This is a genomic window from Pseudomonas sp. FG13 (genome assembly GCF_057809755.1).
This window is the reverse complement of record NZ_JBMDKO010000033.1, coordinates 23,901-38,165: the sequence shown is the minus strand read 5'-3', so window position 1 is coordinate 38,165 and position 14,265 is coordinate 23,901. Positions and strand designations below refer to the sequence as shown.

Here is a 14,265-nt window from a genome sequence, read left to right as displayed (position 1 = left end):
TCGCCCCCAAGGATGGAGGTCCACCATGTCTACCCTCGATACCCATGTCGAGTTCATCCAGGCCCGGCTGCCCGCCTGGCTGAAACGAGCCGCACGACCCCAGCAGGAACGCTTCAAGGTACTCACCCGGCAACTGCAGCGCGACAGCGACGCGCTGAATGCGTTGCTTACCGACTTGCCATCGCCCTATGCCTTTACCCTCGATCTGCTCAAGGTGCAGCCGCAGCTCCAAGGCTGGATCCGGGTGAATGGCGGCGGCAGCGTCGCCGATGCAATACGCCGGGCACGGGTCAGGCGTGGGCCTTTCGTGACCGATCCCTCGTTGTCGGTGATCGAAGCGGCCATGGGCAACTACCCTCCCGCCGACGCGGTTATCGGGGGGGATTTCGATAAGAAGGGTGAGTTGTTCATCCAGGGCAGGCCGGGAGAATTCAACCAGGGGGACAGCCCAACGAACCGTGCGCCACTGGATATGACGCCGGCCAGTTTCGCCAGCCTCTGTCGGCAGGTGGACGTCGGTGGGGCATATCGGCGCAAGCTCGAACAGCGGCTGCCCCGCATCGCCGGTGAGACTCCGGTCGTAGCAAAGGCCTACATGGCGTATGCACGCAGCCTGTTGGCTCATGATGCCTACGAGGCGAAGTTGGCCGGACGCCTGGATAGCACCGGTGAACGGCTATTGGCCCATGCCGGTGTCCAGTTGGAAGCGCGGCCCGTGACGCCCTTGGCCTGCGAGGTCAAGGCGCTGGAGCTGCTGTCCGCGCCGTTGTTCGGTGCCCGGGTGTACTGGGGACTGGCGAGCGACGCCAGCGGTGTTCGTCCGATCGTCCTGCACATGCCCCACGATACCGTGGCTCCGCTCAAACAGTTCGCAAGTTTGCAGGCGCTATCGTCGGAGCTGACCGAGCGGGTCCGTAAACGCAGCTATCGCCAGAGCCTGACGCAATACTTCCCGCTGCGCCTGCAGGCGAGCCTGGGGGAGGCCCTGCACGATCAGGTGGAGTGGAGGATCACCGACAACCCCAATCTGTTCCAGGAAATCCATGCTCGCATCACCGGTTGGCGTGAGGGCGAGCAGGGTGAGAGCGGCAATCCCCGTCGCATTCGGATCCCCGTGCCCAGGGTCGCCTGGGGCCTGAATGAGGTGCGCGAGGATCATTGGCACGCCGCCTACCATGAGTGGCGGGGCCATGCGCTGGGCAACGCCTCGGCATTGATGGTGTCGACCCGGGATCAGGATTGGCGGGCGCTGCTGGCGCGGCTGGAATACTGGGAGAGTCTGCTCGAGCGTTCGCTGATGCTCGCGGCCACCTTTTTCCCGTTCTGCGTGCCCATCGGCATGGGGGCCGCGGTGGTCGGTGGGGTGCGCCTGGTGTATGAGATTTTCGAAGGTATCCAGGCGTTCAACGAAGGCCACGCACAAGAGGGGATCGAGCATATTTTCAATGTGCTGTTCGGGGTCGCTCAAGGCGCCTACCTGGGGTTCATAGGTGCAGCCATTGAACCCATGCCCGTGGCGGACGGTAGCACCCGGTTGTGGAATGGCGACGTCCGTCCCTTCGAAGCGCGGCGCCTGCCGCCGGTGGAGGCCGAGCAGGACGCCTGGGGCGTCTGGCGCACGACCGACGCGGCCTGGGTGCGGATCGAGGATCGTTATTTCGAAGTACAAGGCACACAGGACAATCTGAGCCTGCGCCTGCCGTCGGGGCACAGGGGCGTCACGCCGCCGTTGGAATGGAGCCGCGCCCGTGGCTGGCAGTGGGCGCATCGCAACCCGTTGCAGCGCGGTAATCTGGAGTTGCTGCGCACGTTTGCCGAGACACCTGCCGAGCTGGACAACCCTACGGTCCTCAGCGTGCAACGCCAGGTTGGCATCAGCGAGGCGCATTTGCGCTACCTGCAAGTCGAGGCACAGCCGATGCCAGCCATCTTGGCCGATGCCCTGGATGAGGCCCGGAACTGGCAATGGGTGCGGCACACCATTGACCGTCTACGCCGTGGCGAAGCCCCGGAGGGCATGCATTTTCGCATCGTCCAGACCCTCGCGGAGCTGCCGGGCTGGCCGGAAGACATGACGTTGCGCTACCACGATGGGATGCGAATTTACCCTGTGGGCGATGCGGCCGACACGCGCTCTATCCTGTTAATGCGAGCAGATCTCGCGCGGGATAACTGGGCCGCTCGAATCCTGGATGGGCTGAACGTGGATGAGCAGACCGCGCTGCTGGGCCAGAACAGCCTCGGCTTGCGCCCGCTGGAGCGCAGTCGCTTGTTGGCCGCGCGCTGGGCCGCGCGCCTGGAACGCGATGCCAAGCGGGTGACCCTGGCCATGGCAAAGTCAATCGCGCTTGACCCGCTGGCCGTTCCCTTGATCCGGGCGTTCCCGGGTTTGCCTGAGTCCATTGCCAACGAGCTTGTCCGCAACGTATCAGGTCAGGATCGACAACGGTTGCTGGAAGGACGGGTGACTGGAACACTCGGCAAGCAGGGGGCCGAAGCCTTGCGCGAACTGCGCCTGAGCCGGGCCTTGCGCGCCTTGGCGCGAGGTGAAAGCACGGTCGATCGAGACCGCATCGTCATCAACCTGCTGGCCAATACCCCTTCGTTGCGGGGGCGGCTGCACCTGCGCCTGTGGCTGCGCGAACTGCCGGACCCGATTGAGGTGGGGCAGGGTGGTTCGTTCAAAGTCATCCGCCAGGAAGGTGACCGGTATCGCCCCTTTGACGAAACCGGCGAGGAACTCGCGAGCGCCATGGACCTGGAAGGTGCGCTGCTCAGGGCGCTGCCGGATGATGCCCGCAGGGCGCTGGGCTTGAACATCTGGGAGGCGGACGAGTTACGTAACCAGTTGCTGGTGCAGGCCCTGGAGGACCGGCAAGCGTTGCGTCCCTACCTGGCGATGCGCCGCCTGGGCAGCCTTGGGTCGCGGCCTCTGTGGTTGAACGGGCACCTGGTTTATCCGCTCAGCGGCCGTGGCCGGCTGCCGCTGCAAGACTGGAGCGGTAGCTTGAACCAGCGACTTGAACGGCTGTATCCGGCTCACGCGGGGGATGCCCTGACACGGTTGCGGTTTGGCCTGGTCGAGCAGGCTCAACTCGAAGGCGTTCGCTTCGATGACTTGATCAACCGCCTGGAGAACGACTGGACCACCCTGGACCAAGGGTTGCGCCAGTGGGAAGAGCAGGAAGGATTTCACCATCCCGTCGAGCAGACGCTGGACCGTGAGGCACTGTTGGCGCAACGTCGGAGCGTTGCCCGGATTATCCGCCGTGCCTGGCAGCGCGCACCTGATCCGGGCAGCGAGGGCAGTGAACTGGTGGTGCGGATCGAAAACGTCAACCTCGGCCGGCTGCCTCCGGTGACTGTGCGCTTGGAACATATCGAGACGATGATCCTGACCAACCTGGGGCTGGTGGAGGATCCTTCGGATTTCCTGCGGATGTTCCCCGGCGTCGATTCGCTGAACCTGCAGGACAATCATCTCACCGCTGTCCCCGTTGCGGTGGCGCAGCTACGGGCATTGGTGGATCTGTCGTTGAGCCGCAACCCGCTGCACCTGGACGCGAATGTATTCGCACCTTTGCTGGGTACCGATCCCTATATCCCTTTGTGGACCCTGGACCTGTCGGGGATCGGCAGCGCACAGGCGGGCACCCATGCCGAGGTGATTGCCGCCATCGGCAGCCTGGCCGGAATACCCTCCCTGCGTGAAGTCATATGGGCCGACAACCTGAGTTTCACGCCTGAACAGTTGCAGGCCCTGACCTCTTCGCTGCCGGATTTGCGCTCGCTGAACCTGGCGCGCTGCGGCTTGCGCCTGGACGAGGAGGGCAGCGTGTTCCTGCGCACCGCCACGGCTTTGCAAGAACTGCGCTTGAACGAAAATAACTGCCGGGACCTGCCTGATCTGCCAGAGCTGGTGAATCTGATGACCCTGGAATTGAGCCGGACCGGACTTGACCGGGTGCCTCAACTGGCATTGTCAGTGCTGGCCAGGCACACCGAGGTGTTCATTGCCGATACGTTCGTCGTCGACCTCAGCGGCAATCGCATCACCAGCATCCAGGATGACCTGTTGCCTGTGCTCGCCCGCTTGAGCGACCTGGACTCCCTTGGGGTCTGGCTCGACGACAACCCGCTACCCAGTGTCCAGGCCAACGCCCTTCGGGTGATTTTCCCCGAGTCTTTCCGATACACCATCGATGATTGGCTGTACATTTCGCCCTCGCTCCAGAGGGCCCTGGAGGTCGCTCGCGATGATCCGGGAATGCGCAGCTTCATCGACTGGTTCTCTACGCTCGTGCGCGATGCCGATAGTGGAACAACCTCCGGGTTGTCATTCAGCGTTCGCCAGCGGGCGGCTGCGGTCTTGCAGCATTACATGGGCTCTCCGGGCGCCTATGACCGTCTGCCGACGTTGATCGGCGACTTCGACCAGCAACTGCGGCAACTGCGCACGCGTCTGCAAGCCCGTATTCTGGACAGGGAGCAGCCGGACCTCCCCGAACTGGAACTGCACTTCAGAATGTTCCAGTCGGTCATGCGCGCGCGCCTTTCCCGACACGGTGCGCCTTTTGCCGGTTTCCTGACGGATCACCTGTCCAATTGGGAATACGTGTTGATGGAGCGATTTCCCGACCCCGCGCAACTCGAAGCGCAGATGACCCGGGACGCGTTCATTGACTGGCTCAGCGATGCCCAGGACACGTTCAACAGCAACGATCAGACCCCGAGCCCGGGCGAGATGCTGTGGCGGCCCTACCTGGAATTGATGTCGCCCCAATGGGCTGAAGGGCTGGCGATCTGGGAAACCCTCGATGACGACCTGGTGAATGCCTTCAGCGGGCCGGTGAATCCATCCCGCTGGCCCCAGGTGATGCTGGACAACCTGGCACACCCGGACCCCGAGTTGCCCAGTGCCCTGGAGCCGGTCACGGAAGGCGGGCGAACGGTCTGGCGTCGTATCGGGCTAGAAGCCGTCGCGGATGTGGATTGGGCCGCCGGCCGGCCGGTGACCCTCACCGAGGATCAACTGCGCCGCACCATGGCCATCTACCGTTCGGTCAAGAGCCGGGAAGTCGAGGCCTTGGTGCGTCGGGTGACCATGGGCCTGGTCAATGCCTGGTGGCCGGTGCTGCCGCTTTGAAGACCAGGGCCTTCAGGCCACATTGACTGTCGACGTCGGGAAATTCCGGCGGGTTGGCCAGGCGTTCGCTGAAGGCCAACCCAGGGGCTTCGCGGGTAACTCCGTCGATGAGAAAGTCCGGGCCGGTGGCCGGGTCATTGCTGCAGGCCAGGACGGTGCCGTCGGCGGCCAGCAGTTCCGGCAGCCGGCGCAGCACCCGCTGGTAATCCTTGGTCAGCAGGAAACTGCCTTTCTGGAAGGTCGGCGGATCGATGATCACCAGGTCATAGGGGCCGCTGTTGATCACCTTGCCCCAGGACTTGAACAGGTCGTGGCCGAGGAAGCTCACCTGGCCCAGGTCATGCCCGTTCAAGCGATGGTTGTCGCGACCCCGGCTCAGGGCCGCGCGGGACATGTCCAGATTGACCACGTGCTGCGCACCACCGGCGATCGCCGCCACCGAGAAACCGCAGGTGTAGGCGAACAGGTTCAGCACGCGCTTGCCGGCGGCATTGGCCCGGACCCAGTCACGGCCGTAGCGCATGTCGAGGAACAGGCCGTTGTTCTGCTTCTTGCCCAGGTCGATCCGGTACTGCAAGCCGCCTTCGGTCAGGGTCCATTCATCGATGGGCTCGCCCACCAGCCATTGGGTGAGGCTCTGCGGCAGATAACGGTGTTGCACCGCCAGGGTATGAGCCTTGCTGTGTTGCCATGCCGGCGTGGCAGCGATGGCGAGCAGCGTCGACAGCAGGTCGTCCAACTGTTCAGGCGCAGGCTCCTTGAACAAGGAAACCAGCACCACGCCTTGGAGCCAGTCGACGGTGATCTGCTCCAGCCCCGGCCAGCAGCGCCCGCGGCCGTGGAACAGGCGACGGGTTTCTTCCGGCACGGATGCCAGGGCGGTCAGTAAGTGGGTCTGCAGGGTTTGAAGGGCTTCAGGGTTCATCAGGCAATGCCGGCGATTCGAAAGGCCGGCATTTTAACCACCCGCTGAATAGGCGCAATCCCTGGGAGCGATGGTATCTGTGGGAGCACAGCTTGCTCGCGATAGCGACAGACCAGTCAACATTGTTGCTGACTGACTTACCGCAATCGCGAGCAAGCTGTGCTCCCACAGAATCCTCACAGCAGGCTTCTGTCCGGTGGGCCGTCAGCCACCACTGGTCGCCAGAATGCTCGCCACCTGTTGCGGCTGGCAGTTGAGGTAGGCCGAACGTTTGAGCCAGCTTGGGTCCGGGTACCAGGAAAACATGAATTGCCCACCCTTGAGCTTGTCGATCACCTGGCGCGCCACCTGGGGGCGCACGGCAGGGCAACCCTGGCTGCGGCCGATACGACCCTGGCGCAAGCTCCACAAGGGGTTCACGTAGTCGGCGGCATGGATCACGAGGGCTCGGTCACGGGCCTGGTCATTGAAGCCAGGCTCCAGGCCATCCATGCGCAGCGAATAACCATGGGTGCCCTGATAACTTTCCTGCGTGCGGAACAACCCCAGGCTGGACTGGTAGCTGCCCAGGCGATTGGAGAACTGCGTGGCGAAATTCTCCCCGGATTTCTGCCCGTGGGCCACCAGGTCGCGCAGTACCAGCTTCTTCTGGCGCAGGTCGAAAATCCACAGGCGCCGGGCCGTGGACGGTTGGGAATAGTCGATCACCGCCAGGTGACGGGCCTGGCGCGCACCGTTGGCGACCGCGCATTGCATGGCGCTCAAGGCACTTTTGAGTGCCAGGGGATTGAGTTCCGGCGCGGCGTGGGCGAGGCTGTTGTAAAGCTGTTGAGCATTCGCCTGCTCGGCCAGCGCCGGAGCGCATACCGCGCCTAGCGCTGCCATGGCCAGGCAGAGCCGGCGAATGAGCGTGAGCGTGGCTGAAAAGAATCCACGCGGGTTTACAGGCTGATGTTTGTGTGCGGCATCCCGTCCGTAATTGTTCGTGTGCATCATGATGGCGGGTCGTACCTGTCGCAAAGTCAACCGTCAACGAGACGGCCATGGATTGGAGTAAAGCAGTTGTTCAAAAAGCCCGTATGTTACTTGAGCCTTTTATTGCTCGCTTCGCCATTGGTCGCGACAGCCGGTGACGTTTCGTTTGGCGATCTGCCACCGGTACAGGCCACGCTGGTGCGGTTATCGGAGGCTTGTCCGGTGCTGGCCGGCGGTGTCGACTTTCCGACGATGCTGAGCTTGCAGGCGTTCTACGAGCAAAACGCCGGCCAGGCCATCTGGTCGGACGACGAACGGCTGATGGCCTTGCGGGTTCAGTTGCAGCAACTGGCCGATGATGGACTGGACCCGGCCCGCTACAGCTTGCCGGCCGCCGATACCTCCCTGAGCCCGGCCTGTGTCGACATCGCCATCAGTCAGCGCTACCTGCAAGCCTTGCATGAACTGCGTTTTGGCTATTTGCCCCAGGACCGCCTGGAGCCGGTGTGGAAGGCCAGCCCGCAGCCCCAGGACCGCCAGGCCATGATCCTGGCCATTGCCGGGCCGGGCTTGAACAACCTGGCCGCCGCCTTTGAACAAGCCCGCCCAAGCCTGGAACTTTATCGCAACCTGCGCAGGCTTTATGCCCAGCAGCGGCAACAACCTTTGTCCGAATGGCAGCCGGTGCCCACAGGGGCCCTGTTGCAACCGGACAAGCAGGACACCCGGGTGCCGGCCCTGGCGCGACGGTTGTTCAGCGAAGGTTACCTGAGTGCGCCGCCGGCCGTGGGCGACGAGCATTACAGCCCGAGCCTGGTGGACGCGATGAAAAGCTTCCAACTCCGGCATTCACTGCAAGCCGATGGCGTGGTGGGGCCCTGGACCGTCACCGAGCTGAATGTCAGCCCGGCCATGCGCCGCGAGCAACTGCGAATCAATCTGGAGCGCATGCGCTGGCTGGCCCAGGACCTGGAACCTGACAGTGTGCTGGTCAACGTCGCGGCGGCCCAGTTGACGGTGTACCAGGGCGGCGCGCCGGTCTGGCAAACCCGCACCCAGGTGGGCCGGGCGGAGCGGGAAACGCCGCTGCTCAAATCCCGGGTGACGAGGCTGACCCTCAATCCCACCTGGACCATTCCCCCGACCATTCTGAAAGAAGACAAGCTGCCGGAGATCCGCCGCGATCCTGAGTTCCTCAGCCGCCAGAACCTGAAGATCATCGATCGCGATGGCCTGCCACTGATGGCGGAAGACATCGACTGGGATCATCCGGGCGACCTGATGCTGCGTCAGGATGCTGGCCCGAAGAATCCGTTGGGCAAACTGGTAATTCGCTTTCCCAACCCGTTTTCCGTGTACCTGCACGACACGCCCAGTCAGGCCTTGTTCAGCAAGGGACCGCGGGCGTTCAGCTCGGGATGTGTGCGGATCGAGCAAGTGATGCACCTGCGGGACCTGCTGGTGACTCCGGCCGAACGCCTGCGCACCGACACCCTGCTGGCCGATGGGCGGACCTATGAGTTCAGGCTGGCCAAGCCCATGCCGATCCTGTTGGGTTATTGGACGGTGCAGGCGGACAGCCAGGGCCAGGCGGTGTATATCCCGGATGTCTATGGGCGGGATGTGAAGCTGTCCGCGGCCCGCGGTCGAGCACTCTGAGTCACGCGGGGGTGGCACTCGGGTGGAGCTGTACCGTCTTGTCCACCGTCGCGAACAGCCGCTGGCCAATGCCGACGGCGGCTTGCAAGTGCAGTTGCGGATCGATGATTTCCGAGTCGAGCAAACGGTGCGAGCTCAGTACCTGGGCGCCGCAATAATCAAAAATGCCATGATCGATTTGCGTGGTCATCGCCTTGCCATAGCCATGACGCAGGAAGGAGTCGGCATCGGCTCCGCCGACCGCCACCAGATGGACGCGCAGATGCTGCAACTTCTGGATAAACGGCTTGTCGAGGCTGAAATCGAATGCCCAGCCGTTGGAAAATACTCGGTCGATCCAGCCCTTGAGCAACGCGGGCATCGACCACCAATAAATGGGGTAGACCAGTACCAGCGTATCGGCACGCTCGATTCGCGCCTGCTCGGCCAGTACGTCTGGCGGTGGCGAAGCTTCGCGGCGATGGACTGCGTGGTCGGCGAAACTGAAGCGCGGGTCGAAGCCTTCAGCGGCCAGATCGGCTATCTCGAAGGTATGGTTGGGATCGGCGTGGGTCAGGCCTTGGCCTATTTTTCCAGCAAGACTATGGGTAAGGGAACGTGGGTCATGATGAGCCACAACGATGAGTACGTGCATGGCAAAACTCCTGCTGGTAACAACGACGGGGAAGCGGTTATGCTTGGTTAAGTTACTCTTAGTAAGTTATGGTTGGTAAAGTAAGCATGTCAAGCACGGGTGAAAAATCGCAGTCTGTACCTCGTCGTCGCTTATCCCGGCAGGACCGGCAACGACAGCTACTGGACGTCGCCTGGCAGCTGGTACGGGAAGAGGGCAGTGACGCGTTGACCCTGGCCCGACTCGCGGATCGGGGCGGAGTGACCAAACCCATCGTCTATGATCATTTCGTCAGTCGGTCCGGGCTGCTGGCGGCGCTCTACCAGGATTTCGATGTCCGCCAGACAGGGCTCATGGACGCAGCCCTTGAAGCGAGCGAACCGACGCTGAAAGACCGGGCCCGGGTGATCGCCTCTTCCTATGTCGAATGCGTGTTGCAGCAGGGGCGGGAAATTCCGGGCGTGATTGCTGCGCTGACCAGTTCACCGGAGCTGGAAAACATCAAGCGGGAGTACGAAGCGATATTTCTCGACAAATGCCGGACCGTCCTCGAACCGTTCGCGGGTACGAGAACGATCACCCAGGCGAGCCTGCGAGCGATGCTGGGAGCAGCAGAGGCGCTGTCCAACGCGGCCGCCATCGGTGAGGTCAGCGCTGACGAAGCGAAGGAAGAGCTGTTTGTGAGTATCGTCGCGATGGTGCAGAGAGCCGCCCGCACTCCTTAAAACTGAGCACCGTAATCGCGAGCAGGCTCGCTCCCACATCGGACTTATGGCAGACGCAGCTTCTGTGTTCGTCACCAGACCCTGTGGGAGCGAGCCTGCTCGCGATGAGGCCTGCCTGTTCAACTCTGATCCTGCAAGAAACACTGCACTTTTATGAAGCCAGCAGCCTCGGGTCGCACCATGGGAAGGCAGCTGCCCCGGTGCTGCGGATTCTGGATTTCCAGGGTGAGGGGAAGGCCCTCTTCGCGGGCAAGCCCGCCCCGACAAGGGTAGAGCCGGTTGGAGCCTGTGGAATATGAGGGTTGGCACGCTCGCTGCAAGAGATCCCCCCAGGCCCGCCGCGAATACAATCGAGCGGGCAACCCCGTCGGTCAACGAAGATCGAGCGCCAGCAGGCCGGGGAATAACGGTAGATCGGGCGCAGTCGTCGGGTCGATACCGCACAGAACAGGCAAAGACGCCTGGAACCGCAAGGTTTCAGGCGTCTTTTTTTTTGCTTTCAAAACCGTGATGGGCTTTTGTCGGGTGCTTTCTATGAATTCCAACGTTGCTTCCCTGAACAAGCTGCAAACGCTGATCGTGATCGGCAATGGCATGGTCGGCCATCACTGCGTCGAACAATTGATCGAGCGCGGTGCCCTCAACCATTACCGTCTGCATGTGTTCAGCGAAGAGCCGATGCGTGCCTATGACCGCGTGCACCTGTCCGAGTATTTCTCTGGCCGCGACGCCGAATCCCTGGCCCTCGGCGAAGCCTCGTTGTACCAGACCCCCGGCGTCACGCTGCACTTGGGTGTGCCGGTGCTGGAGATTGATCGCCAGGCCCGTCAGGTTGTCACCGGCCAGGAACGCATCGGCTACGACAAGCTGGTACTCGCCACTGGCTCCTACCCGTTCGTGCCGCCCATCGAAGGCGCCGACGGTGACTCCCGCCTGGTCTATCGCACCCTTGAAGACCTGGACGCGATCCGCGCAGCTGCGACCAATGCCCGTCGTGGCGTGGTGGTTGGCGGCGGCCTGCTGGGCCTGGAAGCGGCCAATGCCCTCAAGACTCTCGGCCTGGAAGCCCACGTGGTGGAATTCGCCCCACGGCTGATGCCGGTGCAATTGGATGAGCAGGGCGGCCTGGCCCTCAAGGCGCGCATCGAAAAACTCGGTGTCGGCGTGCACCTGTCCAAGGGCACCCAATCCATCAGCGCTGGTGAGCACTACCGCTATCGGATGAATTTCGGCAACGACGACTTCCTGGAAACCGACCTGATCGTGTTCTCCGCCGGTATCCGCGCCCAGGATGCCTTGGCCCGCCAGAGCGATTTGCAGATCGGTCCGCGCGGTGGCGTCGTGATCGATGACCAATGCTTGAGCAGCGACCCGGACATCTATGCCATCGGCGAATGCGCGGCCTGGAACGGCAACATCTTCGGCCTGGTCGCTCCGGGTTACCAGATGGCCCGCAGCGTCGCGGCCCAGCTGAGCGGCGACAGCGGCGAGCCGTTCACCGGCGCCGACATGTCCACCAAGCTCAAGTTGCTCGGCGTCGACGTTGGCTCCATCGGCGACGCCCACGGCCACACGCCGGGCTCGCGCAGCTTCCAGTTCATCGACGAAACCAGCGCCAGTTACCGGCGACTGGTGGTGGACGCCGATGGCAAGCGTGTCATCGGCGCGGTGCTGGTGGGTGACAACAGCTACTACGACACCTTGCTGCAGTACATGCAGAACGGCATTGCGTTGCCCAAGGATGCCGCCAGCCTGATCCTGCCCACCTCCGAAGGCGCACCGACCCTGGGCCCGGCCGCGCTGCCCGCAGCGGCGACCATCTGCTCGTGCCACAACGTCACCAAAGGCTCGATCTGCGCGGCCATCGACGGCGGCTGCACGGATCTGGGACAACTGAAGTGCGACACCAAGGCCGGTACCGGTTGCGGCGGCTGCGCCGCGCTGGTCAAGCAGGTGTTCGAACATGAGTTGGTCGCCCGTGGCGTCACTGTCGACAAGAGCCTGTGCGAACACTTCGCCTACACCCGCCAGGAGCTGTACGCCCTGGTGCGGGTGGAAGGGATCATCAGCTTCGACGAATTGCTGGCCAAACACGGCCGTGGGCACACCGGTTGCGACCTTTGCAAACCAGCGGTGGGCTCGATCCTGGCTTCGTGCTGGAACCAACCGATCATGGATCCGTCGCTGGTGCCGTTGCAGGACACCAACGACACCTTCATGGCAAACATGCAGAAAAACGGTACCTATTCGGTGGTGCCGCGCATTGCCGGCGGGGAAATCACCGCCGACAAACTGATTGCCATCGGCGTGGTGGCGAAGAAGTACGACCTCTACACCAAGATCACCGGTGGCCAGCGCATCGATCTGTTCGGCGCCCAACTGCACCAGTTGCCGGACATCTGGGCCGAGCTGATCGAAGCCGGTTTCGAAACGGGCCATGCCTACGGCAAATCCACCCGCACGGTGAAATCCTGCGTGGGCAGCACCTGGTGCCGTTACGGCGTGCAGGACAGTGTGCAAATGGCCCTGACCCTCGAAGATCGCTACAAGGGCCTGCGCTCGCCCCACAAGCTCAAGTTCGCGGTGTCCGGTTGCACCCGCGAGTGCGCGGAGGCCCAGAGCAAGGACGTCGGCGTGATTGCCACGGAAAAAGGCTGGAACCTTTATGTCGCCGGCAACGGTGGCATGCGCCCCCGGCATGCGGAGCTGTTCGCCACCGACCTGGATGACGAAACCCTGATCCGCTACATCGACCGTTTCCTGATGTTCTACATCCGCACTGCCGACAAGTTGCAACGCACATCGGTCTGGCGTGAAAGCCTGGAGGGCGGCCTGGACTACCTCAAGGACGTGATCATCGAAGACAGCCTGGGCCTGGGAGCCGAGCTCGAAGCCCAGATGCAACTGGTGGTCGACCGCTACGAATGCGAATGGGCCAACGCCCTCAAGGATCCGGAAAAACTCAAGCGTTTCCGCACGTTCGTCAACGACAAGCGCGGCGATCCGGATGTGCATTTTGTCCGCGAGCGCGGCCAGCGTCGCCCGGTTCACGCCGGCGAACTTCACCTGATTCCCGTCACCGAGGAGGTGCTCTGATGAGCCAGTCAAACGTCGTTCGTATTCCCACCGCCGCCGCCCAGGTGCAATGGCGTGCCCTGTGCAGCCGCGAAGACCTGGTCCCCAACTCCGGCGTGGTCGCCTGGCACGACGGCAGCCAGGTGGCGCTGCTGTATCTGCCCGAACAGCAGGACAAGCCGCTGTACGCCATCGACAACCGCGACCCCAAGTCGGGCGCGAATGTCATCGGCCGCGGCCTGTTGGGCAGCATCAAGGGGGATCTGGTGATTGCCTCGCCGATGTACAAGCAGCATTTCCGCCTGGAAGACGGCCATTGCCTGGAGTACCCGGAACAGCGCCTGCGGGTGTGGCCGGTGCGGTTGAATGGTGATGTGGTGGAGATTGGCGAGGATTGATCGCGCCTTCGGGAACACTGCTTTTGTGGCGAGGGGATAAATCCCCTCGCCACAGGGATTGTGTCTGAATCGAATTTTGCTGTTTGCCCTTTATGTGAAGTTGGGGATCGATAATGAAAACCGCCGCTCAACTGGTGAAACTCAAGAGTGTGCAAAACCAGCACGTCCACAGCATTGCGCCTGACCAAACGGTGCTCGAAGCCCTGCGGATCATGGCCGAGAAGAACGTCGGCGCGTTGCCGGTGATCGAGGACGGCCAGGTGGTGGGAGTGTTCAGCGAGCGGGACTATGCGCGCAAGATGGTGCTGCACGGACGCTCCTCGGTGGGGACGTCGGTGCGCACCATTATGAGCGCGCCGGTGGTCACCGCCGACAGCCAGCAGAGCATCGAGCGCTGCATGGAAGTGATGACCGACAGCCACCTGCGGCACTTGCCGGTGCTGGATAACGGGCAGTTGATCGGTCTGCTGTCGATTGGCGACCTGGTGAAGCAGGCCATCGTCGAACAAGTGGATCTGATTCGGCAGTTGGAGCATTACATTCGCGGTCATTGAGGCCGTACCCACAGGTTACTATGGGAGCAAGGACTTGCCTTGATACCAGGCAGCCGGCGCAAACCCTGTGGGAGCAAAGCTTGCTCGCGATAGGGGCAGACCAGTCGACATTTTTGCTGGTTGACCTACCGCAGTCGCGGGCAAGCCTTGCTCCCACAGCCCACAGCCCACAGCCCACAGCCCACAGCCCACAGC

The 14,265-nt window shown here is 62.8% G+C and carries 10 protein-coding genes; 6 read left to right on the top strand and 4 right to left on the bottom strand.

The window, feature by feature from the left end; translation table 11 throughout:
- The first annotated feature begins 25 nt into the window (after positions 1–25).
- Positions 26–5,146, top strand: a complete 5,121-nt coding sequence (locus tag ACODTO_RS21815) for a dermonecrotic toxin domain-containing protein (protein WP_489107034.1) — start codon at positions 26–28, stop codon at positions 5,144–5,146.
- Here the strand turns inward: ACODTO_RS21815 and ACODTO_RS21810 are convergent.
- Entirely contained in the window at positions 5,115–6,071 is a 957-nt protein-coding gene (locus tag ACODTO_RS21810) for a class I SAM-dependent methyltransferase (protein ID WP_175362735.1), read from the bottom strand. The genes ACODTO_RS21815 and ACODTO_RS21810 overlap by 32 nt on opposite strands.
- A 204-nt stretch (positions 6,072–6,275) precedes the next feature.
- Positions 6,276–6,956 carry a murein L,D-transpeptidase catalytic domain family protein gene (locus tag ACODTO_RS21805; RefSeq protein WP_139643184.1) on the bottom strand — a complete coding sequence of 227 codons (681 nt, stop codon included), beginning with the start codon at positions 6,954–6,956 and terminating at the stop codon, positions 6,276–6,278.
- 177 nt (positions 6,957–7,133) lie between these two features.
- Here ACODTO_RS21805 and ACODTO_RS21800 point away from each other — a divergent pair, with 177 nt between their 5' ends.
- Positions 7,134–8,705 carry a L,D-transpeptidase family protein gene (locus tag ACODTO_RS21800; protein ID WP_139643182.1) on the top strand — a complete coding sequence of 524 codons (1,572 nt, stop codon included), beginning with the start codon at positions 7,134–7,136 and terminating at the stop codon, positions 8,703–8,705.
- Position 8,706: 1 nt separating this feature from the next.
- Here ACODTO_RS21800 and ACODTO_RS21795 read toward each other — a convergent pair whose 3' ends face one another.
- Positions 8,707–9,339 (bottom strand): NAD(P)H-dependent oxidoreductase, encoded by a 633-nt coding sequence (locus tag ACODTO_RS21795; RefSeq protein ID WP_489107033.1) that lies wholly within the window; start codon positions 9,337–9,339, stop codon positions 8,707–8,709.
- 86 nt (positions 9,340–9,425) lie between these two features.
- Between ACODTO_RS21795 and ACODTO_RS21790 the strand changes: the two genes are divergently transcribed.
- Entirely contained in the window at positions 9,426–10,043 is a 618-nt protein-coding gene (locus ACODTO_RS21790; RefSeq protein WP_139643171.1) for a TetR/AcrR family transcriptional regulator, read from the top strand.
- A gap of 371 nt (positions 10,044–10,414) precedes the next feature.
- Here ACODTO_RS21790 and ACODTO_RS21785 read toward each other — a convergent pair whose 3' ends face one another.
- A complete protein-coding gene (locus ACODTO_RS21785) occupies positions 10,415–10,588 on the bottom strand; it encodes a hypothetical protein (protein WP_175362731.1) in 174 nt (57 codons plus the stop codon).
- On the opposite strand from ACODTO_RS21785, the gene nirB reads away from it, so the two are divergent.
- The 3 genes from nirB (at position 10,578) to ACODTO_RS21770 (ending at position 14,070) form a co-directional block, all read left to right on the top strand.
- Positions 10,578–13,139: a nitrite reductase large subunit NirB gene (nirB, locus tag ACODTO_RS21780; RefSeq protein ID WP_489107032.1), complete on the top strand. Its 2,562-nt coding sequence runs from the start codon at positions 10,578–10,580 to the stop codon at positions 13,137–13,139. The two genes, ACODTO_RS21785 and nirB, sit on opposite strands and share 11 nt — an antisense overlap.
- On the top strand, positions 13,139–13,516 hold the full coding sequence (gene nirD, locus ACODTO_RS21775) for a nitrite reductase small subunit NirD (protein ID WP_464709015.1): 378 nt from the start codon (positions 13,139–13,141) through the stop codon (positions 13,514–13,516). Before nirB ends, nirD begins: the two co-directional genes overlap by 1 nt.
- A gap of 113 nt (positions 13,517–13,629) precedes the next feature.
- On the top strand, positions 13,630–14,070 hold the full coding sequence (locus tag ACODTO_RS21770) for a CBS domain-containing protein (protein ID WP_489107031.1): 441 nt from the start codon (positions 13,630–13,632) through the stop codon (positions 14,068–14,070).
- Positions 14,071–14,265: the final 195 nt, after the last annotated feature.